This is a genomic window from Streptomyces sp. NPDC088387 (assembly GCF_044753385.1).
GTDB lineage: Bacteria > Actinomycetota > Actinomycetes > Streptomycetales > Streptomycetaceae > Streptomyces.
The window spans coordinates 514,583-538,440 of record NZ_JBIVNC010000004.1; the positions used below are offsets into that span (position 1 = coordinate 514,583).

The 23,858-nt window shown below is 71.3% G+C and carries 21 protein-coding genes, 1 pseudogene and 1 riboswitch; of the genes and pseudogenes, 14 read left to right on the top strand and 8 right to left on the bottom strand.

The window, feature by feature from the left end:
- Positions 1–262 precede the first annotated feature (262 nt).
- The 3 genes from ACIQAC_RS13835 to ACIQAC_RS13845 all read left to right on the top strand — a co-directional run bounded on the left by ACIQAC_RS13835 (position 263) and on the right by ACIQAC_RS13845 (position 4,110).
- Positions 263–922, top strand: coding sequence for a response regulator (locus ACIQAC_RS13835; protein ID WP_402190728.1), 660 nt, complete (start codon positions 263–265; stop codon positions 920–922).
- A gap of 187 nt (positions 923–1,109) precedes the next feature.
- Entirely contained in the window at positions 1,110–3,038 is a 1,929-nt protein-coding gene (locus tag ACIQAC_RS13840) for a 2-oxoacid:acceptor oxidoreductase subunit alpha (RefSeq protein ID WP_402190226.1), read from the top strand.
- A complete protein-coding gene (locus ACIQAC_RS13845; RefSeq protein WP_402190229.1) occupies positions 3,031–4,110 on the top strand; it encodes a 2-oxoacid:ferredoxin oxidoreductase subunit beta in 1,080 nt (359 codons plus the stop codon). The genes ACIQAC_RS13840 and ACIQAC_RS13845 overlap by 8 nt, the downstream gene beginning before the upstream one ends.
- A gap of 114 nt (positions 4,111–4,224) precedes the next feature.
- On the opposite strand, the gene ACIQAC_RS13850 is transcribed toward ACIQAC_RS13845, so the two are convergent.
- Positions 4,225–4,641 carry a winged helix-turn-helix transcriptional regulator gene (locus tag ACIQAC_RS13850; RefSeq protein WP_402190231.1) on the bottom strand — a complete coding sequence of 139 codons (417 nt, stop codon included), beginning with the start codon at positions 4,639–4,641 and terminating at the stop codon, positions 4,225–4,227.
- 92 nt (positions 4,642–4,733) lie between these two features.
- On the opposite strand from ACIQAC_RS13850, the gene ACIQAC_RS13855 reads away from it, so the two are divergent.
- Together ACIQAC_RS13855 and rarD are read left to right on the top strand one after the other, a co-directional pair.
- The gene (locus ACIQAC_RS13855) at positions 4,734–5,597 is read left to right on the top strand and encodes an NAD(P)H-binding protein (RefSeq protein WP_402190234.1); all 864 of its coding nucleotides are present in this window, start codon (positions 4,734–4,736) and stop codon (positions 5,595–5,597) included.
- Positions 5,598–5,700: 103 nt separating this feature from the next.
- The gene (gene rarD / locus ACIQAC_RS13860) at positions 5,701–6,720 is read left to right on the top strand and encodes an EamA family transporter RarD (RefSeq protein ID WP_402190236.1); all 1,020 of its coding nucleotides are present in this window, start codon (positions 5,701–5,703) and stop codon (positions 6,718–6,720) included.
- Positions 6,721–6,800: 80 nt separating this feature from the next.
- Here rarD and ACIQAC_RS13865 read toward each other — a convergent pair.
- Positions 6,801–8,132: pseudogene (locus ACIQAC_RS13865) on the bottom strand (MFS transporter); the annotation flags it as partial.
- Here ACIQAC_RS13865 and ACIQAC_RS13870 point away from each other — a divergent pair.
- Complete coding sequence (locus tag ACIQAC_RS13870; RefSeq protein ID WP_402190237.1) at positions 8,131–8,589, top strand: winged helix-turn-helix transcriptional regulator; 459 nt, start codon at positions 8,131–8,133, stop codon at positions 8,587–8,589. The pseudogene ACIQAC_RS13865 and the gene ACIQAC_RS13870 sit on opposite strands and share 2 nt — an antisense overlap.
- On the opposite strand, the gene ACIQAC_RS13875 is transcribed toward ACIQAC_RS13870, so the two are convergent.
- The gene (locus ACIQAC_RS13875) at positions 8,586–8,750 is read right to left on the bottom strand and encodes a hypothetical protein (protein ID WP_402190240.1); all 165 of its coding nucleotides are present in this window, start codon (positions 8,748–8,750) and stop codon (positions 8,586–8,588) included. The two genes, ACIQAC_RS13870 and ACIQAC_RS13875, sit on opposite strands and share 4 nt — an antisense overlap.
- Before the next feature lie 114 nt (positions 8,751–8,864).
- Between ACIQAC_RS13875 and ACIQAC_RS13880 the strand changes: the two genes are divergently transcribed.
- Positions 8,865–9,308, top strand: coding sequence for a VOC family protein (locus ACIQAC_RS13880; RefSeq protein ID WP_402190731.1), 444 nt, complete (start codon positions 8,865–8,867; stop codon positions 9,306–9,308).
- Positions 9,309–9,460: 152 nt separating this feature from the next.
- Positions 9,461–10,411, top strand: a complete 951-nt coding sequence (locus ACIQAC_RS13885; RefSeq protein ID WP_402190241.1) for a M28 family metallopeptidase — start codon at positions 9,461–9,463, stop codon at positions 10,409–10,411.
- A gap of 18 nt (positions 10,412–10,429) precedes the next feature.
- On the opposite strand, the gene ACIQAC_RS13890 is transcribed toward ACIQAC_RS13885, so the two are convergent.
- Positions 10,430–12,001, bottom strand: coding sequence for a tetratricopeptide repeat protein (locus tag ACIQAC_RS13890; protein ID WP_402190243.1), 1,572 nt, complete (start codon positions 11,999–12,001; stop codon positions 10,430–10,432).
- Between the two features lie 197 nt (positions 12,002–12,198).
- On the opposite strand from ACIQAC_RS13890, the gene ACIQAC_RS13895 reads away from it, so the two are divergent.
- From ACIQAC_RS13895 to ACIQAC_RS13905, 3 genes are all read left to right on the top strand, one after another.
- Positions 12,199–12,723: a DUF6668 family protein gene (locus tag ACIQAC_RS13895; protein ID WP_402190245.1), complete on the top strand. Its 525-nt coding sequence runs from the start codon at positions 12,199–12,201 to the stop codon at positions 12,721–12,723.
- Positions 12,720–13,898, top strand: a complete 1,179-nt coding sequence (locus ACIQAC_RS13900) for an amidase family protein (RefSeq protein ID WP_402190247.1) — start codon at positions 12,720–12,722, stop codon at positions 13,896–13,898. The genes ACIQAC_RS13895 and ACIQAC_RS13900 overlap by 4 nt, the downstream gene beginning before the upstream one ends.
- A 62-nt stretch (positions 13,899–13,960) precedes the next feature.
- Positions 13,961–14,542 (top strand): flavodoxin family protein, encoded by a 582-nt coding sequence (locus ACIQAC_RS13905; RefSeq protein ID WP_402190250.1) that lies wholly within the window; start codon positions 13,961–13,963, stop codon positions 14,540–14,542.
- Positions 14,543–14,568: 26 nt separating this feature from the next.
- On the opposite strand, the gene ACIQAC_RS13910 is transcribed toward ACIQAC_RS13905, so the two are convergent.
- From ACIQAC_RS13910 to ACIQAC_RS13925, 4 genes are all read right to left on the bottom strand, one after another.
- Complete coding sequence (locus ACIQAC_RS13910) at positions 14,569–15,510, bottom strand: ABC transporter permease (protein WP_402190253.1); 942 nt, start codon at positions 15,508–15,510, stop codon at positions 14,569–14,571.
- Positions 15,497–16,471 (bottom strand): ABC transporter ATP-binding protein, encoded by a 975-nt coding sequence (locus tag ACIQAC_RS13915; protein WP_402190254.1) that lies wholly within the window; start codon positions 16,469–16,471, stop codon positions 15,497–15,499. The genes ACIQAC_RS13910 and ACIQAC_RS13915 overlap by 14 nt, the downstream gene beginning before the upstream one ends.
- A gap of 106 nt (positions 16,472–16,577) precedes the next feature.
- Entirely contained in the window at positions 16,578–17,807 is a 1,230-nt protein-coding gene (locus ACIQAC_RS13920; protein WP_402190257.1) for an outer membrane lipoprotein carrier protein LolA, read from the bottom strand.
- A 271-nt stretch (positions 17,808–18,078) separates the two neighbouring features.
- Positions 18,079–19,089, bottom strand: coding sequence for a polyprenyl synthetase family protein (locus tag ACIQAC_RS13925; RefSeq protein ID WP_402190259.1), 1,011 nt, complete (start codon positions 19,087–19,089; stop codon positions 18,079–18,081).
- A gap of 207 nt (positions 19,090–19,296) precedes the next feature.
- Between ACIQAC_RS13925 and ACIQAC_RS13930 the strand changes: the two genes are divergently transcribed.
- The 3 genes from ACIQAC_RS13930 to ACIQAC_RS13940 all read left to right on the top strand — a co-directional run bounded on the left by ACIQAC_RS13930 (position 19,297) and on the right by ACIQAC_RS13940 (position 23,750).
- Positions 19,297–20,799, top strand: a complete 1,503-nt coding sequence (locus ACIQAC_RS13930; RefSeq protein WP_402190261.1) for a peptide MFS transporter — start codon at positions 19,297–19,299, stop codon at positions 20,797–20,799.
- Positions 20,800–20,839: 40 nt separating this feature from the next.
- A complete protein-coding gene (locus ACIQAC_RS13935) occupies positions 20,840–22,828 on the top strand; it encodes a CocE/NonD family hydrolase (protein WP_402190263.1) in 1,989 nt (662 codons plus the stop codon).
- 307 nt (positions 22,829–23,135) lie between these two features.
- Positions 23,136–23,271: riboswitch (cyclic di-AMP (ydaO/yuaA leader) on the top strand.
- A gap of 5 nt (positions 23,272–23,276) precedes the next feature.
- On the top strand, positions 23,277–23,750 hold the full coding sequence (locus ACIQAC_RS13940) for a transglycosylase SLT domain-containing protein (RefSeq protein ID WP_402190265.1): 474 nt from the start codon (positions 23,277–23,279) through the stop codon (positions 23,748–23,750).
- Positions 23,751–23,858: the final 108 nt, after the last annotated feature.

Sequence of the window (23,858 nt, forward strand, 5' to 3'; positions counted from 1 at the left end):
CGCGGCTCCCCCGCACACCGTGCCCAAGCCCCTCCCGCGTGCGTTTCGCGGGTCCCTCCTGCCCCAGCCGACCCCTATCCGGTGCCCGATCGCCGGACGAAACGGTGTCGCGACCCCAGTCATCGGCGTCGCCCATACGCATCCGGGTCCGAATACTGGAATGCTGGACTTGTTCGTGGAGTGGACGGAGCCGGGTCGCCGCGGACGGACGGGGGCAGGGCCGGCGCGGGTGGCTGGGGGGCCAGAAATCGTGGAGGACAAGGTGCGCGTGGTCATCGCCGAGGATTCAGTGCTGCTGCGGGAGGGCCTGACTCGGTTGCTGACCGACCGCGGGCACGACGTGGTCGCCGGGGTGGGAGACGCGGAAGCGTTGATCAAGACCGTGACGGAGCTGGACGCCGAGGGCGCGCTGCCGGACGTGGTGGTCGCGGACGTACGGATGCCGCCGACGCACACGGACGAGGGTGTGCGGGCCGCGGTGCGGCTGCGCAAGGCGCATCCGGGGCTCGGGGTGCTGGTGCTGTCGCAGTACGTGGAGGAGCGCTACGCCACCGAACTGCTGGCCGGTTCGAGTCACGGGGTCGGCTATCTGCTGAAGGACCGGGTGGCCGAGGTGCGGGAGTTCGTGGACGCGGTGGTCCGCGTCGCGCAGGGCGGCACCGCGCTGGACCCCGAGGTGGTCGCGCAGTTGCTCGGCCGGTCCCGCAAGCAGGACGTGCTCGCGGGGCTCACTCCGCGGGAGCGGGAGGTGCTGGGACTGATGGCCGAGGGGCGGACGAACTCGGCCGTCGCGAAGCAGCTCGTGGTGAGTGACGGGGCCGTCGAAAAGCACGTCAGCAATATCTTCCTGAAGCTGGGTCTCTCGCCGAGTGACGGTGACCATCGACGTGTACTGGCGGTACTCACCTATCTGAACTCGTGACGCACTCGAATCACCCTTCAGGGCGGATCTTCGGCGGCTCGATCGTCTCCGGCGGCGCTTCGTCCCAAAGGGGGGTTCATCATGCGAATGGCCCAGGGAGGGCGACCCCGGCAGACGTAGGGTTGATCCTGGGTGGGCCCGCGGGAAGGCCGCACCCCGACAGCAGCCTCGAAGGAGGTCCAGTTCAGTGACCAGCCAGGTCAGTAGCGAGAAGGAACAGGCCGACGGAGCCGTCGTAGGAGAGCAGCGCAAACCGGCGGGGGCGAAGGACGTCCGCCGGCTGGACCGGGTGATCATCAGGTTCGCGGGGGACTCGGGTGACGGGATGCAGCTCACCGGCGACCGTTTCACCTCGGAGACCGCGTCCTTCGGCAACGACCTGTCGACGCTGCCGAACTTCCCGGCGGAGATCCGTGCCCCTGCGGGGACGCTGCCGGGTGTGTCGTCGTTCCAGCTTCATTTCGCCGACCACGACATCCTCACTCCGGGTGACGCGCCGAACGTGCTGGTCGCGATGAATCCGGCGGCGCTGAAGGCGAACATCGCCGATGTGCCGGGGGGTGCGGAGGTGATCGTCAACACGGACGAGTTCACCAAACGGGCGATGCAGAAGGTCGGCTACGACAGCAATCCTCTCGAAGACGGGTCGCTGGACGGATACCACCTGCACCCGGTGCCTTTGACGACGTTGACGGTCGAGGCACTGAAGGAATTCGATCTTTCCCGTAAAGAGGCCGAGCGCAGCAAGAACATGTTCGCGCTCGGCCTTTTGTCGTGGATGTACCACCGGCCGACGGAGGGTACGGAGCAGTTTCTGAAGTCGAAGTTCGCACGTAAGCCGGAGATCGCGGCGGCGAATATCGCGGCTTTCCGTGCGGGCTGGAATTTCGGGGAGACGACGGAGGATTTCGCGGTCTCCTACGAGGTGGCGCCCGCGGCGGCGGCTTTCCCGGTCGGTACGTACCGCAATATCTCGGGGAATCTGGCGCTGGCGTACGGGCTGATCGCGGCGGGCCGGCTGGCGGATCTGCCGCTGTTCCTGGGCTCGTATCCGATCACGCCGGCGTCGGACGTGCTGCACGAGCTGTCGCGGCACAAGAACTTCGGGGTGCGGACCTTCCAGGCCGAGGACGAGATCGCGGGTATCGGTGCGGCGCTGGGCGCGGCCTTCGGCGGCTCCCTGGCGGTGACGACGACGAGCGGTCCGGGTGTGGCGCTGAAGTCGGAGACGATCGGTCTTGCGGTCTCCATGGAGCTGCCGCTGCTGATCGTGGACATCCAGCGCGGCGGTCCGTCGACCGGTCTGCCCACCAAGACCGAGCAGGCGGACCTGTTGCAGGCGATGTTCGGGCGCAATGGTGAGGCGCCGGTGCCGATCGTGGCGCCGTGCACGCCGGCGGACTGTTTCGACGCGGCGGTGGAGGCGGCGCGGATCGCGCTGGCGTACCGGACGCCGGTGATGCTGCTGTCGGACGGTTATCTGGCCAATGGCAGTGAGCCGTGGCGGATTCCGGAGCTGGAGGAACTGCCGGATCTGAGTGTGCAGTTCGCGCAGGGCACGAACCACACGCTGGAGGACGGGTCGGAGGTGTTCTGGCCGTACAAGCGTGATCCGCAGACGCTGGCCCGGCCGTGGGCGGTGCCGGGTACGCCGGGTCTGGAGCACCGGATCGGCGGCATCGAGAAGCAGGACGGCACGGGCAACATCTCCTACGACCCGGCCAACCACGACTTCATGGTCCGTACCCGGCAGGCGAAGATCGACGGGATCGACGTGCCGGACGTCGAGGTCGACGATCCGGACGGGGCGCGGACGCTGGTGCTGGGCTGGGGCTCGACGTACGGGCCGATCACGGCCGCGGTACGGCGGCTGCGAGCGGTCGGGGCGCCGATCGCGCAGGCGCATCTGCGCCACCTCAACCCGTTCCCGCGGAACCTGGGGGCGGTCCTCACGCGTTACGACAAGGTGGTGATCCCCGAGATGAACCTCGGTCAGCTCGCCACCCTGGTCCGGGCGAAGTACCTGGTGGACGCCCACTCGTACAACCAGGTCAACGGTATGCCGTTCAAGGCCGAACAGCTCGCCACGGCGCTCAAGGAGGCCATCGATGGCTGAGACGTCCACGGAAGGCACGGGCACGATCGAGGCGCTTTCACTCGTCCCCAAGGCCGAGGCCAGGCAGTCCATGAAGGACTTCAAGTCCGATCAGGAGGTGCGCTGGTGCCCCGGCTGCGGTGACTACGCGATCCTGGCGGCCGTGCAGGGCTTTATGCCCGAACTCGGCCTGGCCAAGGAGAACATCGTCTTCGTCTCGGGCATCGGCTGCTCGTCCCGCTTCCCGTACTACATGAACACGTACGGGATGCACTCCATCCACGGCCGCGCCCCCGCCATCGCCACCGGACTGGCCTCCTCCCGGCGGGACTTGAGCGTGTGGGTCGTCACCGGTGACGGCGACGCGCTGTCCATCGGCGGCAACCACCTCATCCACGCCCTGCGCCGCAACGTCAACCTGAAGATCCTGCTGTTCAACAACCGGATCTACGGTCTGACCAAGGGCCAGTACTCGCCCACCTCCGAGGTCGGGAAGATCACCAAGTCGACGCCGATGGGCTCGCTCGACGCGCCCTTCAACCCGGTCTCCCTCGCCCTTGGCGCAGAGGCCTCGTTCGTGGCCCGCACGATCGACTCCGACCGCAAGCACCTCACCCAGGTGCTGCGCGAGGCCGCCGCCCACCCGGGCACGGCCCTCGTCGAGATCTACCAGAACTGCAACATCTTCAACGACGGCGCCTTCGAGGCCCTCAAGGACAAGGACCAGGCCCAGGAGGCGGTGATCCGGCTGGAGCACGGGCAGCCCATCCGCTTCGGCGCGGACGGCAGCCGGGGTGTGGTCCGCGATCCCGCGACCGGCGACCTGACCGTCGTCACCGTCACCCCTCAGAACGAGGCGCAGGTCCTGGTCCACGACGCGCACGCGGCCTCACCAACCACAGCGTTCGCGCTCTCCCGCCTCGCCGACCCCGACACCCTGCACCACACGCCGATCGGCGTCCTGCGCTCCGTCCAACGCCCCGTGTACGACGTCCAGATGAGCGACCAGCTCGACGCGGCCATCGAGCAGAACGGCAAGGGCGACCTCGCCGCACTGCTGGCCGGCAACGACACCTGGACGGTCGTCGGCTGACCTCAAGCGGCGCGTGAAAGCGGCGTGCGACAGCGGCGCGTGACAACAGCAGAGCAGGGCCCGGGTGCCGGATCAGGCACCCGGGCCCTTCGCATATACGCCCCTATACGCCCCCTACGCCGAAGCGGCTTCCGCCCCCGCGTCCACGTCCGCCCTCGCCCCGTCATACCGCCCCCGAGCCTCCTCCACCGCCGCCATCCGACGCTCCGTCCACCGCGCGAGGTCACGGACCTGCTCGGCGGCCTCGCGCCCCAGCGGGGTCAGGGAGTAGTCGACGCGGGGCGGGATGACGGGCTTGGCGTCGCGGTCGACGAAGCCGTCCCGCTCCAGCGTCTGAAGGGTCTGCGTCAGCATCTTCTCGCTGACCCGGCGCCCGAGCTTCTCGATGGCCCGGCGCAGCTCGCTGAACCGGTGCGGCCGGTCGAGCAGCGAGATCAGGACGAGGACACCCCAGCGGCTGGTGACGTGCTCCAGGACGAGCCGGGAGGGACACATGGGTTCGTCGGCGGCCCGCAAGTCAGTTACTGCCATGTCAGTACCTTACTTCAAAGTGGGTACTTTTGAATAGTTAGTGCCCCTCCTAGGGTTAGTGCCAAGCCAAGCACCCCCAGGGAGAACCAGTCATGAGCGTTTTTGTCACCGGAGCCACCGGACACCTCGGCCGCCACGTGGTGGAGCAGCTGCTGGAGCGCGTACCGGCCGGGCAGATCACCGCCGTGGTGCGCGACGAGGCCAAGGCCGCCGGCCTCGCCGCCCGCGGCGTCCGGATCGCGGTCGCCGACTACAACGCGCCGGAGACCTTCGAGGGCCTGTTCGGTGCCGGCGACAAGGTGCTGCTGATCTCCAGCAGCGAGGTCGCCGCGGACCGCGTAGCCCAGCACCGGGCCGTCGTGGACGCCGCCCGCGCGGCCGGCGTCGCCCTGCTCGCCTACACCAGCGCCCCCGGCAGCCTCACCGCCGCGCTCGCCGACGACCACCGCGCGACCGAGCGGGCCGTCCTGGACTCGGGGGTGCCGTACGTGTTCCTGCGCAACGGCTGGTACCACGAGAACTACACCGAGCAGCTCGCCACGGTCTTCGAGCACAACGCCGTGGTCGCCGCCGCCGGTGACGGCCGGATCGCCGCCGCCGCGCGCGCCGACTACGCGGCCGCCGCGGTGACCGTGCTGACCGGCGAGGGCCACGAGAACACCACGTACGAACTGTTCGGCGACACCGCGTGGACGCTCGGCGAGTACGCCGCCGAGCTCAGTGCGCAGAGCGGCCGGGAGATCGGCTACAACGCGGTCTCGCCCGAGGTGCTCACCGGCATCCTGGTCGGCGCCGGACTGCCCGAGGGCTTTGTGAAGATCCTGGTCGGGGCCGACCTGTCCATCGAGAAGGGCGAGCTGGCCGGCGGCGGCAACGACCTGTCCCGCCTCGCCGGACGACCGACCACCCCGCTCGCCGACGCCGTCGCGGACGCCCTCAAGACGCGCGAGAACTGAGCCCTCCGCGCACTGTCATGACCGTATGGCGATACGGGCATGACAGCGAGCCCCGCCCGGCGCTACCTTCGTCCGGGCGAGGCGACGCGTGAAGGAGGGGCCCGTGACCGGGAAGTCGAGGGGTGAGCGGCAGACAGGTCTGCTGAACGGCTTCGCGGCCTATGGGATGTGGGGGCTCGTCCCCCTGTTCTGGCCGCTGCTCGAACCGTCGGGCGCGGTCGAGATCCTGGCCCACCGGATGGTGTGGTCACTCGTCCTGGTCGCGGCGGTCCTGCTCGTCGTCCGGCGCTGGGCCTGGGCCGGTGAGCTGCTGCGGCAGCCCCGCAGGCTCGCCCTGATCACGGTCGCCGCGGCGGTGATCACCGTCAACTGGGGCGTCTACATCTGGGCCGTGAACAACGACCAGGTCGTCGAGGCCTCGCTCGGCTACTTCATCAACCCGCTGGTCACCATCGCGATGGGTGTGCTGCTGCTGAAGGAGCGGCTGCGGCCGGTGCAGTGGGCCGCCGTCGGCGTCGGCTTCGCGGCCGTCCTGGTCCTCGCGGTCGGCTACGGCAAGCCGCCGTGGATCTCGCTCACCCTCGCCTTCTCCTTCGCCACCTACGGACTGGTGAAGAAGAAGGTGAACCTCGGCGGCCTGGAGTCGCTGGCCGCCGAGACCGCCGTGCAGTTCCTGCCCGCCCTCGCCTACGTGGTGTGGCTGGGCAGCCGGGGCGAGGCGACCTTCGCCACCGAGGGCGCGGGGCACGCGGCGCTGCTCGCCGCGACCGGCGTCGTCACCGCGCTGCCGCTGGTCTGCTTCGGCGCGGCCGCGATCCGCGTGCCCCTGTCCACACTGGGGCTGTTGCAGTACCTGGCCCCGGTCCTCCAGTTCCTGCTGGGCGTCCTCTACTTCCGCGAGGCCATGCCGCCCGAGCGCTGGGCCGGGTTCGCGCTGGTCTGGCTGGCGCTGACGCTGCTCACCTGGGACGCGCTGCGCACCGCGCGCCGGGCGGCGCGCACGCTCAGGGCCGAGACCAGCGTGCCCAGGACCACCATCACCACGGGCACCATGAGCGCCGCGCGGAACGCCGACAGTCTCTCCTCGGGACCCGGGCCCGCCCCGGCGGAGGCCAAGCCGTAGACGGCGGTCACCGCGGAGATGCCGACCGCCGAGCCGAACTGGGTCGCCGTGGTCAGCAGCCCGCCCGCCAGCCCCTGTTCGTGCTCGTCGACACCGTCGGTCGCCGCGATGGTCAGCGGCCCGTAGGCCAGCGCGAACGCGAGACCGGCGACGATCAGGGTCGGGAACATCGCCGCGTACGTCCAGTCCATGCCGACCGGCAGGAACATCACGTACGCCAGGAGCGCGAGCAGGAATCCGCCGAGGACGACCCGGACGTTGCCGTAGCGGGTGACGAGCCGGGGGGTGAGCGTCGGGGCGAGTACGGCGTCGATGCCCATGACGAGCAGGGCGACCGCGGTCTGGAGCGACGACCAGCCGCGCAGCTCCTGGAGATAGAGCGTCAGCACGAACTGGAAGCCGAAGAAGGCGCCGACGAACAGCAGCATGCCGAGGTCCGCGCGGACGGTGGCGCCGTTGCGCAGCAGCCCGAGCCGCACCAGCGGCGCCTCGGCCCGCCGCTCCACGGCGACGAACGCCACCCCGAGCGCCACCGCCGCGACCCCGGCGAGCAGGGTCGACGGCCAGTCGCGCAGGCCGTGTTCGAGTCGTACGACGGTGTAGGCGGCCAGCAGCATGGCGCTCGCGGCGGTGACGGCACCGGGAAGGTCGAAGCGGCCGGGACGGGGACGGGTCCCGGCGTTGGCCTCCGCCTCATCGGGCGCATCCGTCTCCTCAGGCGCCGCCTCCTCCCTGGGCGCCGCCTTCTCCCTGGGCGCCGCCTCCTCCTTGGGCACCAGCCGTACCGCCGCCACCAGCAGCGCCCCCGCCAGCAGTACCGGCGCGAAGAACACCCAGCGCCAGCCGAGCTGGGTGAGCAGCCCGCCGATCACCAGGCCGAGCGAGAAGCCGCCGGCCGCGGTGCCGGCGAAGACCAGCAGCGCCTGGTTGCGCTGCGGGCCCTCCGCGTAGGAGGTGGTGATCAGGGAGAGCGCGGCCGGGGTCATGAACGCGGCCGCGACGCCGGTGACGAAGCGGGCGACGATCAGCATCCAGCCCTCGGTCGCGAGGCCGCCGAGGCCGGAGAAGGCCAGGAAGACGGTCAGCCAGACCAGGAACATCCGGCGGCGGCCCAGCAGGTCGGCCGCCCGGCCGCCGAGCAGGGTGAAACCGGCGTACCCGAGGACGTAGGAGCTCATCACCCAGGCCGCGGCGCCGGTGGTGAGGGCCAGGTCGGCCCGGATGGAGGGGATGGCGATCGCCAGCATGGCGACGTCGATGCCCTCCAGGAAGATCGTTCCGCACAGGACTAGCAGTAGGGCCCAGGCGCGGGTACCCATGGAGACTCCTCCGAGCAAAGGGGGGAGGTTACGGAGATGAGGGTCGGTTCCCTCTTGTAACCACCGCCAGCCTGCGGCACCATCGGGAGACATGGAAGAAGGCACTTCAAAGTCACCGAGTAACTGCGAAGGCACCGGCCTGGTCGACTACGGCGACGCGGACCCCTTCCAGTGGGACACCCGGGAGGACTGCGAGGTACGGCAGATCCTGGACCGGATCGCCGACAAGTGGTCGCTCCTCGTGATCGCCCTGCTGGACAACCGCCGGCTGCGCTTCACCGAGCTGCGGCGCGAGATCGACGGGGTCAGCCAGCGGATGCTGACGGTCACCCTGCGCCAGCTGGAGCGCGACGGACTGGTCCTGCGGACCGTGCACGCGGTGGTGCCGCCCCGCGTCGACTACGAACTGACCGCGCTCGGCAGGACCCTGCACGCGACGATCCAGACCCTGGTGACCTGGACCGAGGAGCACCAGCCGGAGATCGCGGCGGCGCGGGCGGCGTACGACGCCAAGCAGGAGGAGCCGGTGGCGCAGCCCGTCGCGCGCTAGCGGAGAGCGGGTGACGCGGCCCGTCGTGCGCCGGCGAGGAGCGCGTCGCGGGTGTTCCGTACGGGCGCCGACTCCGCTTCCGCGACGGCGAGTTCCAGCCCTTCCGGGGGCCGGCCGCGGTCGACGGGCCGGGCCCGCGTCTTCCTTGCCCGCGCGCTCACGCAACCGCTATAGATGGCCGCATGAGCGAATCCGGGGACTCCTCCCCCGACACTTCCACCACCCCCACCACCCCCACCACTCCCTCTCCTCCCTCCTCTCCCGCCGCCCGGCCGATGAACTTCAAGATCGTGGTCGACTGCGCCGACCCGCAGGCGCAGGCCGACTTCTGGGGCGCCGCGCTGCGCTACGAGGTCGAGGACAACAACGCCCTCATCGAGCGCCTGCTGGAGCTCGGCGCGCTGCCGCGCGAGGCCACCGTCGAGTTCCACGCCCGCCTGGCCTTCCGGGACCTGGTGGCCGTACGGCACCCCGACGACCCCTTCGACGAGGGGACCGGCACCGGGCTCGGACGGCGACTGCTCTTCCAGCGTGTGCCGGAGCCGAAGACGGTCAAGAACCGGCTCCACCTGGATCTGCACTCCGAGGACGGGCAGCGCGAGGCCGAGGTCGAGCGGCTGACGGGGCTGGGCGCGAGCGTGCTGCGGGAGGTGAAGGAGGCGCAGGGGCAGTGGGTGATCATGGCGGATCCGGAGGGGAACGAGTTCTGCGTGCAGTGAGACGCGGCTGGTTGACGGCACACGCGCACAACGGCGTGACCAAATCGACCTCTTGACGGTGGACAGTCACAGCTTCACCATCCAGGCACCCCATTCACTGTGGAATCACTGTGGACACCCCACGGGATTCCCCACGGAATTCGGAGCCCCACATGAAGCTCTCCGTTTCCGGGCGGGCGGCCACGGCTGCCGTCGTCGCGGTCACCACGGTGCTGACCGGCGGATCCCTCGCCGGTGCCGCGCCCGCCTCCGCGCCCACGGTCGCTGCCGCGCCCGACATACCGGTCGCGAACGTCAAGGCGCACCTCGCTCAGTTCCAGTCCATAGCCACCGCCAACGGCGGCAACCGGGCGCACGGCAGGCCCGGTTACAGAGCGTCCCTCGACTATGTGAAGGCCAGGCTGGACGCCGCCGGATTCACCACCACCATCCAGCAGTTCACGTCGTCGGGCCGGGTCGGGTACAACCTGGTCGCCGACTGGCCGGGCGGCGACCCCGAGCAGGTCGTCATGGCCGGCGCGCACCTCGACAGCGTGACGTCCGGCGCCGGCATCAACGACAACGGCTCCGGCTCCGCCGCCGTACTGGAGACCGCGCTCGCCGTCTCCCGCGCCGGCTACCAGCCCGTGAAGCACCTGCGGTTCGCCTGGTGGGGCGCCGAGGAGCTGGGACTCGTCGGCTCGCGGTACTACGTCAACAGCCTGCTGACCGGCGACCGCGCCCGTATCGACGGCTATCTGAACTTCGACATGATCGGCTCGGCGAACCCCGGCTACTTCGTCTACGACGACGACCCGGTGATCGAGAAGACCTTCAAGGACTACTTCACCGGCCTCGGGGTGCCGACCGAGATCGAGACCGAGGGCGACGGCCGCTCCGACCACGCCTCGTTCAAGAACGTGGGCATACCGGTCGGCGGGCTGTTCACCGGCGCGAGCCGGGTCAAGTCGGCGGCGCAGGCGGCGAAGTGGGGCGGTACGTCGGGGCGGGCCTTCGACAGCTGCTACCACTCGTCCTGCGACACCACGACCAACATCAACGACACCGCGCTGAACCGGAACAGCGACGCGGTGGCGCACGCGGTGTGGGAGCTGTCCGACTGAGTTCCGCCGCGTCGAGCGTCAGTCCGTGCGGGCCGCGCGGGCGGTGAGGCGGTCCATGCGGGACAGGGCCGAGTCCAGTTCCTCGTGGTCCTCGGCGGCCGGGCTCTCCGGTTCGGCCGCCAACTCCACCCACACACCGAGCAGTTCACGGCCCAGTTCCAGGCCCCGGCGCGGGTCGCGTACGGCACGCCAGGCGGTCGCCGCGCTCTGGACGTTGCCGTACGCGGCCTCCGCGTCGCGCACACGGACGTAACTGGCCGCGAGATCGAGCGAGAGCCGGAAGGCCCGCTCGGGCTCACCGGCCAGGTAAGCCACGTACGCGGCGAGTTCGGCCAGCTTGAGGACCTCGGCGTGCTCGGCGCCGAGGGTGCCGGTCGCCTCGGCCAGCGCCTGCTCGGCGAGGGTGGCCGCCGTGTCCGTACGGCCCTCCTTCACGGCGTCGCCGATCAGTGTCATCGGCCCGGCGAGCACGGTCCCCGAGGGCGGCGTCTCGTCCAGCACCGCCTCGGCGACGGCGTCGAACCCCCTGGGCGGGGTGTGCGTGGGCACGGGGTCGGGGTCGGCGGCCCGCAGCGCGGCCACGGTCTGGTCGTCGATGGGAGCGCGGGCCCCCAGCATCACCGGCGGCGGCCCGAACTCCCCCTTCGGCGCCACCACGGTCCCGGGCAACGCCCGCAAGGGAAACGTCGGAGTGTTGTCACCGAGGGGAGTGGGCGGCGGAAAGAGCGGCGGGGCGTCGGGGGTCGGCTGAGCGACGGGTGCCGCCGGGGCGGGCGGGGCCGACTGGGGCGCGGGAGCGGTGGGGGGCGCTTGGCGCGCGGGTGCGGGCGCGGGCGGAGCGATCGGCGCCGACTGGGGCGCGGGAGCGGTGGGAGGCGCCTGGCGCGCGGGTGCAGGCGCGGGCGCGGGCGCGATCGGCGCCGACTGGGGCGCGGGCGCGGCGGGGGGCGCTTGGCGCGCGGGCGCGGGTGCAGGCGCGGGCGCGGACGTGGTGGGCTGTGCGGGCGCGGCGGCTGGAGACGCCTGCGCCGCGGGCGCGGCCGGCGGGGCGGGTGGAGGCGCTTGGCGCGTGGGTGCGGCGGGCGGAGCGGGTGAAGGTGCCTGCGGTGCGGGCGGAACAGGCGAGGCGCTCGGCGCAGGTGCGGCGGGCCGCTCGGACGAGGGCGCCGGGGGTGCCGGGGCGGGCGACTCGGGGGCCGCGGCCCAGGCAGGCGTTGTGGTCGACCTGGGGGTGGCCGCGGGGGAACCCGTGGGGCGGGGCGTCGGGTTCTTCCTCGCGGCCGCGCGGGTGGATATCGGCTCGCCCGCCAGGTGGCTGGAGCCGTCCGGGTCGACGCGGAGGGGGATGACGTAGCCGATGCGCTCGTCGTGGACCGTGGCGAGGACCGGGCCACCGGCGGCGAGCGCGGCACGGTGGAGATGTTCGAGGACGGCGTGCTGGAGCTCCCGGCCGGGCCTCGCGACGACCGGCACTCCCGCGACGGACGCGTCGTCCGCCCCGAGAACGCGGACGTCGATCGGGGACGCGGCGGCGGCCGGGTGCACGGCGCGCTGCTCTTCCCGCTTCTTCTCGCGGCTGAGTCGAGTCATCGGTTCCCTCACTCGGATCTGTCCGCGAACCTTCCGCGCACACCTACCGACGAGTGTCCCGCCTCGCCCCGGTGCACGCGTCACCACAGCGTCACAGGCTCGTCCCAAGTAACGGCCCCGGACTCACACCGCCGCATTCCGGGCAGGAGGATCGTCCTACGGCAACGAGGGCGACGGCGAGAGGCGGGCGGCGGGTCATGCGTACGGACGGGTCACGGGGGCCGGAGATCTGGATCCGCGGACCGGTGCCCGCACCGCCCCCCGACCCCGGCCCCGGCCCGGTCCCGGGTGCCGTGGGCCCCGGCCGGGTCACTCCACGCCGCTTCTCCTGGGTCGGCACCCACGGCGGTGCCGGTGTCTCCACCCTCGCCGAGGTCTACGGCGGTCACGACTGCGGACGCGCCTGGCCCGGCGCCGACGACCCGGCGTCCGTGCTCCTGGTCGCCCGCACACACGCGGCCGGACTGGACGCCGTCGCCCGCACCCTGGCGGCCTTCCGCAACCGTCTGGCTCCGGCCGGGGTCGATCTGGACGCCGTGGTGCTGGTGGCGGACGCGCCGGGCCGGTTGCCGCGTCGGCTGGAGCGGCGGATCGGGCCGATCGAGGACGTCGTGGACGTGTACCGGGTGCCGTGGGTGCCGGCGTGGCGGTTCGGCGAGAGGGACGGCGGGCCGCCGCGCGGGACGCGTGCGCTGGCCCGGCTGACCGGCGCGGGTCGGTGAGACCGGCGCCCTGCGCGCACGAGATCGCCTCCGCCGTGGGATCCGGGGCGGCGCGTGCCGTGGACGTCGTGGCGGCGGCGCTGGACCGGATCGAGCGGGCCGAGCCGACGCTGAGCGCGTTCTCCGAGGTGTGGGCCGAGGCGGCACTGCGGCGCGCGACCGAGGTGGACGCGCGCGTCGCCGCGGGCGAACGGCTGCCGCTGGCCGGCGTGCCGATCGGGGTGAAGGGGCGGCGGACCGGACTGCGCGCGGCGGACACGGTGGCGCTGGTCGCGGCGGGGTGTGTGCCGGTGGGCGCGACCTCCGTACCCGGCCCCGGCACCGCCTGGCAGACCTGGGGACTCGGACAGTACGGCCGTACGGTCAATCCGTGGCGGGCGGACCGGACGCCGGGCGGCTCCTCGGCCGGGTCGGCCGCGGCGGTGGCGGCCGGTCTGGTGCCGCTGGCGACCGGGAACGACGGGGCGGGCTCGGTACGGATCCCGGCGGCCTGGTGCGGAGTGCTGGGCCTGAAGACGACGAACGGCCACCTCCCGACGGCCGACCGGACGGGTCTCGCGGCGCCGGGGGTGCTCACCCGCTGCCCGACGGACGCGGCGATGTACTGGCGGGTGGTCTCCCCGGGCGCGTCGGCGGCCGACCCGCACCCGAGCCACGTCGAAAGGAACGAACCCGTCCCCGCCCTCTGGTCCCCCGACCTCGGCTTCGCCACCCCCGACCCCGAGCCCCTCGCCCTGGCCCACGCGGCCGCCCTCCGCCTCGCCGCCGCCGGTGTGGTGAAGCCGGCCACCACGCCCCCGCTCCGGCTCACCGACCCCGCCCCCGCCTGGCTGGCCCTGCGCACCCCCGGCGCCGACCCGGCCGACGCGCACCGGCTGCGGGCCGTGAACGACCGGCGGCTCGCCGCGCTCTTCGCGCACGCGGAGCTGCTCCTCACCCCCACCGTCCCGACCGCCCCGCACGGTCACGAGGGCCCGGGTGGGCGGTACTCCACCGAGCTGACCTGGGCGTTCAACCTCAGCGGGCATCCGGCGCTGAGTATCCCGGCGGGCTTCGGCGACGACGGCTGCCCGGCCGGGCTCCAGCTCGTGGCGCCGCACGGCCGGGAGGAGTTGCTGCTCACGGTGGCCCGGGCCGCCTGGCCCTGGACAGATGATGCATGCACATGCATATGATGTGTGCGCACTTAATTGTTCCGCGCCGGACACTCGCCGCACCCGTACTCCCTGGGGGACCCATGAACCGCCGCTTCCTGTTTGTCCTCGGCAGCAGCCGCAGCGAGGGCAACACCGAGCTGCTGGCCCGCGCGGCAGCCGAGCAGTTGCCGGACGACGTGGAGCAGGAGTGGCTCGACCTCGCCGAGCTGGACGTGCCCGAGTTCGAGGACCTGCGGCACGACAGCGACCACATACGGCCCACCCAGGGCGATGTGGCCCGGCTGCTGGACGCGACGCTCGCGGCGACGGACATCGTGATCGCGTCGCCGCTGTACTGGTACTCGGTGTCCGCCACCACCAAGCGCTACCTCGACTACTGGTCGGGCTGGCTGCGCACCCCCGGCGCCGACTTCAAGGAGACGCTCGCGGACCGCACGCTGTGGGGTGTGACGGCCCTGGCGCACGAGGAGTTCGAGGTCGCGGACCCGCTGATCGGGACCCTGCACAACGCGGCGGCGTACATGCGGATGCGGTTCGGCGGGGTGCTGCTCGGCAACGGCAGCAAGCCCGGTGACGTACTGCACGACTCCGAGGCGCTCGCCCGCGCGAAGACGTTCTTCGCCCAGGAGGCGCCCCTCGCCCGCTTCCCGTTCCCCTACTAGGACCAGGCCCCCGGAGACGCGGTGGGCTACGCGGTGATGTCCTTCGTGGTGAAGCGCGCCCAGGCCGCCGAGCCGAACACGACCGCGTACAGGGCCTGAAGGCCGAGGTTCTTGGTGAGGTCGTCCCAGTAGATCGGCTCGCGCATCAGGTCGGCGAAGGACAGCCAGTAGTTCGAGAAGAAGTACGGGTGCAGCGCGTCCAGTTGCGGGATCTGGCCGAGGATCTGGACCGTGATCAGCAGTCCGACCGTGGTCGCCATGGCCGCGATGCCGCTGGTGGTGAGCGTGGAGACGAACAGGCCGAGCGCGGCGATGCCGATGAGTGACGCGGCGACGGCCAGCGCGATCAGCAGGGCGCGGCCCAGGCCCTCGGCGAAGCTGATCCGCGTACCGGAGATGGTCGTGAGGTCGCCCAGGGGGAAGAGGAGCGCGCCCACGAGCAGCGCCGACACGGCGACCACCAGGGTCGCGGCGACGCAGAACGCGATCACCGTCGCGTACTTGGTGAACAGCAGCCGGGTGCGGCCCGCCGGGGCGACCAGGAGATAACGCAGGGTCCCGGCGCTGGACTCGCCGGCGATCGCGTCGCCCGCGACCACGCCGACCGCCATCGGCAGAAAGAACGGCAGGGTGGCGGCGAGGGCGGTGAAGACCAGGAACAGGCCGTTGTTGGTGATCTGCGAGATGAACGCGGGGCCTTCGCCGCCGCCTCCGCCGACCGACTCGCCGTCGCCGGTCTCGATCTTCACGGCGATGCCCACGAGGATGGGTACGGCTGCGAGTACGGCCAGCAGGGCCAGGGTGCGCCAGCGGCGGAAGGTTACGCGGAGTTCGTTGCGCAGGAGGGAGCCGTGGAAGGTTGTTCGGCTGCCGACGGTCCGTTGCTGCTGGTCGCGCCCACGCGGCGGTAGCCGCAGATCGGAACCGGCCCCGCGCCCCTGAAGGGGGTTGAGTTCAGCCTGCGACATCGAAGCCCTCCCCTGTCAGCGCCACGAACGCGTCCTCCAGCGAGGCCCGTTCGACTCCGAAGCCTCGGACTCTTACGCCCGCAGTCACCAACGCCGCGTTGATATCCGCCAGTTCGCCATTCGGCGGCTCCGCGGTTACTCGGTCCTCCGCGACGATGACGTCCGCCGAACCCTGCTCCTTCAGCAACCGCGCCGCTTCCCCCGTGTCCGGGGTGATCACCACCAACCGGCCCCTCACCCCCGCCGCCAGGTCCGCCACCGGGCCCTGGGTGATCAGGCGGCCCTGGGTCATCACCGCGGCGTGGGTGCACACCTGCTCGATCTCGTCGAGGAGGTGGGAGGAGAGGAAGACGGTGGTGCCGTCGGAGGCCAGCTCGCGGATCAGGGCCCGGATCTCGCGCATGCCCTGCGGGTCGAGTCCGTTGGTCGGCTCGTCCAGGACCAGCAGCCGGCGCGGCTGGAGCAGGGCTGCCGCGAGACCGAGGCGCTGCTTCATACCGAGGGAGTAGGCCTTGGCCTTCTTGCCGGACGCGGCTCCGAGGCCGACGCGGTCGAGCGCGGCGGTGACGCGGGCGCGCCGGGTGCGCGGGTCGGCGGTGGGGTCGGCGGCGTCGTAGCGCAGGAGGTTGTCGCGGCCGGAGAGGAAGCCGTAGAGGGCGGGGCCCTCGATGAGGGCGCCGACGTGCGGGAGGACCGCGCGGGTGGCGCGGGGCATGGGGCGGCCGAGGACGCGTGCCGTGCCCGAGGTCGGTTCGATGAGGCCCATCAGCATGCGGATGGTGGTGGTCTTGCCGGAGCCGTTCGGACCGAGGAAGCCGAAGACGCTGCCCTCGGGGACGGTCAGGTCGAGGCCGTCCACGGCGAGTTGCCCGCCGCGGTAGCGCTTGGTGAGCGCGCGGGTGTGGATGACGCCCTCACCCGCGGCGTCCCGCTGCGGTTCCGTGGTGGACGGTCCGTCCATGCGGGCTCCCCCGGTTCGTCGTACACGTACACGTACACATACGCAGACGTACGGGTCGGCGGCCGGGCGGTGGGGTGCACCGCCCGGCCGCCGACCGCCGCCGCTGCTACTTCCCGGCGTCGGCCGCCTTCACCAGCGCGTCCTTGGTGACCGCGCCGACGTAGACCTTGCCGTCGTCGGTGATCAGGGCGTTGATCAGGCGCGTCTTGAAGACCGTGCCCTCGCCGAACTTGCCGCTCACCTGGTCGCCGAGGGAGTCCAGGAAGCCGCCCAGGTCGCCGCCGACCTCACCGCCGGAGGGGACACCCTCGCCGCCGGTCTCCAGGACCGCGATCGCGTTCCAGCCCTCACCGAGGACCTTGAAGCCCTCGGCCTCGGCGCTCTTGGCCAGGTCGTCCTCGGACTTCGGCGCCCGGTGCCCGGGCGCGGCCTCGCCCGACGGCTTCTCGCCGGCCGGCTCCTCGGTGACCTTCGCACCCTTGGGCGGGGTGAAGTCGAAGGTCGAGGCGGCCGGCCGGTCGAAGCTGACCTTGGTGAAGCCGGCGTCGACGACGGCCGCGCCACCGCTCGCCGGGGTCAGCGTGAACTTCAGCGGCGTGAACGTCCTGGAGTCCACGGCGATGGAGATCTGGCCGACGGTCGAGCCGGACTGCTTCGGCTTGACGACCAGCTTGTAGGCGTCGCGGCCCGCGACCTGCGCGGTGCCGTCGACGGTGACCGACGTGGTGTCGTCGACCGACTTCAGGGCTTCCTCGGCGAAGTCCTTGGGGGTCGCCGGGACGTCCTGCTGTGCGTCGGCGCCCTCCGCGGACGTCGAGTGGTACACCTCGTTGGAGCCGCTGTCGTAGCCCCAGACGTCCTTGCCGTTGTGGATGACGCTGTACTCGGCGGCGTCCTCCAGGAGCGACAGCTTCTGCTTCTCGGGGCCGTCGACCGCGACGCGCAGCGTGTGTGTGCCGCTGGCCAGCTCGGTGAGCTTGGCCGTGGGGTCGGCCGCGGAGCCCTCGCCGTCGCCGCCGCCCTGGGTGGCGCCGGACATCAGCCCGCTCTCCAGGCCGCCGAGGTTCGGCAGTCCGAGATCCGTGGTGATCTTCACCGTGCCGGAGAGCTGCTCCGTGTCCGACTCGGCGATCTTCTGGATGAGTTGTTCCGCGCTGATCCTGGGCAGGTCGGGGCTGCCGGAGTCGGCGATCGCCGGGACCAGCCCGATGGTCGCCGCCGCCACTCCCACGACCGTGACCGGCACGACGTAGCGTGCGGCCTTCTTGCGCCGGGCCGCTCGCAGCTCGTCGGCGTCCGCGGCAGTCGTGCTGTCGTCGGATTCGTACGGTGCCATGTGTGCCTTACCTCCGTGTAGGCGGCGGCCTTCGAACTCCTGGTGCTCTTCGCGTCCGTGCACTCGTCCCACCCTGAGCCGCCATTCTCACCCGAATCGGTGAGGAGTGGTGTCGTCCGTGGTCACCATCTGACCAAATCGGCAGGCGGGAAACGTCAGCCCCCAGAGTCAACTCCATGTACTGCTGCGGTATGACGCGAAGGGGCGGCGCCTCCCCCGACCCGTAGGGGTCGGGAGCGGACGCCGCCCCGGGTACCGCCGTCTGCGGGTGCTAACCCGCCCGGTGCACCACCGCGTCGCAGAGTTCCTCGAGAGCCTGCCGTGCCTCGCACTCGCGCAGCGGCACCAGGGCCGCGCGGGCCTCCTCGGCGTACCGCACGGTGTCGCGTCGTGCCTGCTCAAGTGCCGGATGGGCGCGCAGCGCGGACAGTGCCTCGGCGTGCCGTGCGTCGTCGCTGAGGTCGGAGGCGAGCAGCTCGCACAGGGCGATGTCCTCGGCGAGGCCCAGCCGCTCGGCCCGTTCGCGCAGCCGCAGCACGGGCATGGTCGGGATGCCCTCGCGCAGGTCGGTGCCCGGGGTCTTGCCGGACTCGCGGGTCTCGGAGGCGATGTCGAGGACGTCGTCGGCGAGCTGGAAGGCGACCCCGAGCCGCTCGCCGTACTGGGTGAGGACGTCGACCACGGGCTCGTCGGCGCCGGACATCAGCGAGCCGAACCGGCAGGAGACGGCCACCAGCGAACCGGTCTTGCCGGCGAGCACGTCGAGGTAGTGGTCGACGGGGTCGCGGCCGTCGGCGGGTCCGGCGGTCTCCAGGATCTGTCCGGTGACGAGCCGTTCGAACGCCTCGGCCTGGACCCGGACCGCCTCGGGGCCGAGGTCGGCCAGGATGTGCGACGCGCGCGCGAACAGGAAGTCGCCCGTGAGCACGGCGACCGAGTTGTCCCAGCGGGCGTTGGCGCTGGGCACCCCGCGCCGGACGGCGGCCTCGTCCATGACGTCGTCGTGGTAGAGCGTGGCGAGATGGGTCAGTTCGACAACAACGGCGGAGGGTACGACCCCGGGCGCGTAGGGGTCGCCGAACTGGGCGGCGAGCATCACGAGCAGTGGCCGGAATCTTTTGCCGCCGGCCCGCACCAGGTGCTGCGCGGCCTCCGTGATGAAGGGGACCTCGCTCTTGGTGGCCTCTAGCAGCCCTTCCTCGACAGCCGTCAATCCTGCCTGGACATCGGCCTCCAGAACCTGGTCCCGCACGCTCAGCCCGAACGGCCCGACGACGGTCACGAGGGATCTCCTGTCTGCTGGTGTCTACTGCCGATTACCCGGTATGTCGATAGGTCGCTGCCATCACTCACGTCAGCGTATCCGGTCATGTTTCGATCACCCATGCCGCCCACCCGCGCACCCCGGGCGATACCCGATCACGACCGGTATGTTTTTGATCACCTGATACGAGCGGATATTTATCGACTTGCGTGGAAGTAGTGGAGCGTGTCTGAAACCGACCTCGATGCCGGGCCCGGCGAAGGACCGCCGGCCAAGGACGACCACGCCTTCTTCGGCCATCCCAGAGGCCTGCTCACGCTCTCCGGTCTGGAGGTCTGGGAGCGGTTCTCGTTCCTCGGCATGCAGGCCATCCTCGTGCTCTACTTCGCCGACTCGGTGGCCAACGACGGACTGGGCATGTCCGCCGGAACGGCCGCCTCCGTATCCGCAGCCTACGGAACGCTGGTCTATCTCGTCTCCGTCGCCGGCGGCTGGCTCGCCGACCGGATCCTCGGCTCGTACCGCGCGGTGCTCTGGGGCGGCATCCTGATCGCCTGCGGCCACTACGCGATGGCCGTGCCTGCCGCCGCCATGACCTGGGTGGGCCTCGGCCTGATCAGCGCCGGCACCGGACTGCTCAAGCCCAACGTGGCCACCATGGTCGGCAAGCTCTACCGCACCGACGACGAGCGCCGGGACGCCGGCTTCGCCCTCTACTACATGGCGATCAACATCGGCGCCTTCGCGGGCCCGCTGATCACCGGCTGGCTCGGCGACCACCAGGGCTGGCACTGGGGCTTCTCGGCCGCCGCGGTCGGTATGACCTTCGGGCTGGTCCAGTACGTCGCCGGGCGGCGCCACCTCGCCGGCCGCAGGAACGCCGCCGAGTTCGCGCTGGCCCCCGACGCGATGCGCCGCGCGGTCCTGCTCATCGCGGCCGGGATCGTCGCCGCCGCGGCGGTCGGCACGGGGTTGGCCGTCGCCGGTTGGCTCACCATGGACCGCTTCGTCGACCTGCTCACCCTGGTCTCGGTGATCGCACCGGTCGCCTACTTCGCGGTGATGTTCGCGAGCCCGAGGGTCACCGCGGAGGAACGCGGCCGGCTGCGGCCGTACATCGTCCTCTTCCTCGCCTCGACGGTCTTCAACTTCATCCTGTTCCAGGCGTACTCGACGATGATCCTGCTGGCCTCGACCAACGCCGAGACGAAGATCCTCGGCTTCGACTTCCCGGCCAGCTGGTACGCCTCCGCGCTCGGCGCCTTCGAGGTCGGCCTCGCGCCCTTCGTGGCCGCGCTGTGGGTGCGTATGGGCCGCCGCCAGCCGCACGCCTCCAACAAGATCGCCATCGGGGTGGTGCTCGGCGGGCTGTCCTTCCTGCTGATGGTCCTGCCCACCTCCGGCCACTCGTCCGACGACTACCTCATGTCCGTCTGGTGGATCGTCGGCTCCTATCTGCTGCTCGGCCTCGGCGACATCCTGCTGGAGACCTCCGGCATGTCCGCCACCACCAAGCTGGCGCCCGCCGCCTTCTCCAGCCAGACCATGTCCCTGTGGTTCCTGTCCCTGGCGCTCGCCAACGGTGTCCAGGCCCAGACCGTGAAGCTCTACGACGACGTCTCCAAGCCCGCCTACTTCGGCGTCAACGGCGCGATCGCGGTCGCCGCCGGACTCGCCGTGATCGCCGCGGCGCCCTGGCTGCGCCGCACGATGCACCCCGTCCACTGAAGCCGCCGACCGAGCCGACCGAACCACTGGGGTCCCCGTCATGCACATCCGTACGTCCTTCCCCCACGAGACGACCCACGACGACGTCCGCATCCCGCTCGCGGACGGGACCCTGCTCTACGCGCGCGTGTGGCGCCCGCTGACCAACGAGCCCGTACCCGCGCTCCTGGAGTACCTCCCCTACCGGCTCACCGACTGGACGGCGCCGCGCGACTTCCAGCGCCACCCCTGGTACGCGGGCCACGGCTACGCCTCCGTCCGCGTCGACGTGCGCGGGCACGGCAACAGCGAGGGCCTGCCCGGCGACGAGTACTCGGCGACGGAGCTGGCCGACGGCGTCGAGGTGGTCAACTGGCTGGCGGCGCAGCCCTGGTGCGACGGCAAGGTCGGTATGTTCGGCATCTCCTGGGGCGGGTTCAACTCCCTCCAGATCGCGGCCCTCGCGCCCGAGCCGCTCAAGGCGATCGTCACGGTCTGCTCGACCGACGACCGCTATGACAACGACGTGCACTACATGGGTGGTTCCGTCCTCGCGGTGGACATGCACGCATGGGCGGCCACCATGCTCACCTTCGTGTCGCGCCCGCCGGACCCGCGGTACGCCGGCGAGGCCTGGCGGGAGATGTGGCTGAACCGCCTGGAGGCGGTGCAACCCCTGCTGCACACCTGGCTCGGCCACCAGACGCGCGACGACTACTGGCGGCACGGCAGCGTCTGCGAGGACTACGGGGCGATCAAGGCCGCGGTGCTCGCCGTCGGCGGCTGGCACGACCCGTACCGCGACACCGTGCTGCGGCTCGTCGAACACCTCCCGGCCGACCGGGTGCGCGGACTGATCGGCCCCTGGTCGCACCAGTACCCCGACCGCGGCCTGCCGCCGGGCCCGGCGATCGGCTTCCTCCAGGAGACCCTGCGCTGGTGGGACCACTGGCTGAAGGGCGAGGGCGACCTCCCCGAGCCCCTGCTGCGCGCCTACGTCAGCGACTCGCACCCGCCGGCCACGGTCTACGACACCCTGCCGGGCCGCTGGGTCGGCGAGCCCGCCTGGCCCTCCCCCGCCGTCACCCCCGTCACCTACGCCCTCCAGGGCGCCCCCCTGCCGGTGCGGTCCCCGATGCACACCGGCGTCGACGCGGGCCGCTTCTTCCCCTTCGGGAACGACGCCGACCTGCCGCCGGACCAGCGCGAGGAGGACGCGCGGTCGGTCTGCTTCGAGTTCCCGCTGGGCGAGGAGACCTGGGTGCTGGGACGGCCGCGCGTACGGCTGCGGCTGCGCTGCGAGGTGCCGCGCGGACAGGTGGTCGCCCGGCTCTGCGACGTCGCCCCGGACGGCTCCTCGACCCTGGTGACCCGGGGCGTGCTGAACCTGTCGGCGCGCGAGGGCCGGGACCGGGCTGTGCCGTGGACACCGGGCGCGACCGAGGAGGTGTCGTTCGAGCTGAACGGCATCGGGCACGCCTTCCCGGCCGGGCACCGCGTCCGGCTGGCCGTCTCCTCGGCGTACTGGCCGTGGATCTGGCCGCAGCCCGGCTCCGAGGCCGGCTTCACGCTGGACCCGGCGGGCAGCGCCCTGGAACTGCCGGTCCGCGCGCCGGCACCCGACCAGGGGATCGGTTTCGAGGAGCCCGAGCAATCGGCTCCGCTCGGTGTCTCCTCCCCCGTCACGCTGGACGAGCCGCGTCCCGAGCGGCTGGTGGTGCGGGACGTGGCCAAGGGCGAGTGGCGGCTGGAGGTCGACCCCCGGTACGGCGGGACCCGCGTCTATCCCGACGGGCTGGAGTTCACCGAGGACGCGCTGGAGACGTACACGGTCACCGAGGGCGACGCGCTGTCCGCGCGGACCCGCTCCGACTGGACGGTCCGCCTCCACCGGCCCGAACTCGCCTGGGACACGACGGTCCGGACGCGGTCGGAGATCCGGTGCGAGGAGGGGGAGTTTTTGACCTCCAATGAGGTGATTTGCACCGAGGGCGACGACGTGGTCTTCCATCGCACCTGGGAGAAGCGGATTCCACGGACGGCTGGTTGATAGGGACTTGGGCTCATTGCCCGATTTACCACTCTTGCGATCGTGCGTGACATGACTCACTGACGCATGCGCACAGGAATTTCACAGACCCGCGCCGATTCACCTTTGCGGGTCCGCGAGTTGACCCTTTCCAGCAGCAAAGGATCATGCGCGGCAAACACCCGGAAAGAAGATCACAAGCCGCTATATGTGAATCCGCTACTTGTTTCGGACATGGGCTTCGCATACGTTCCAGCGCTGTCGGGCGGACGCCTAATCCTGCCGCCGCCCACACCACCGACAAAGATCCACGGCAGGAGTGGGGGACCCAGGTAAGTCGCCGGGCCGGACGTCGAAGGACGCGCCGGAACGGCTCGGGGTGAAGCCGTGCCCGCAAGGGCCCGGCCGGGCACCTCCCCGCCCGAACCCGACAGCTCACCTCGCAGGCGTCGGAGAGGAATCCATCCCCATGTCCGCATTGCACCGCTTCACCTCCATGCGCCGCCTCACCCGCACGCTCGCCGTCGCCGGCACCGGCGCGGCCGTGCTCGCGCTGCCGGTCATCGGCGCCACCAGCGCGTCCGCGGCCACCCCGACCGCCACCAAGGCGGTCACCGCGTACCCGAACAACCTCGACGGCTGGATCCGCGAGTCGCTCTCCGTCATGGCGCAGAACGGCATCCCGGGCACCTACGACGGCATCTACCGCAACGTGATGCGCGAGTCCTCCGGCAACCCGTCTGCCGTCAACAACTGGGACTCCAACGCCCTCGCGGGCACGCCCTCCAAGGGCCTGCTCCAGGTGATCGACCCGACCTTCGCCGCGTACCACGTGCCCGGCACCCTGTACGACCCGTACGACCCGGTCGCGAACATCGTCGCCGCCTGCAACTACGCGGCCGCCCGGTACGGCTCCATCGACAACGTCTTCGGCGCCTACTGACCGAGCGCATTGCTTTGCGGGTTGGGGCCCGTAAAGGAACGCGACTGTTTTGTACGCGACTGCTTTGTTGGGGCCGTGAGGGGTGAATTCCCTTCGGGGAAAGAGCCG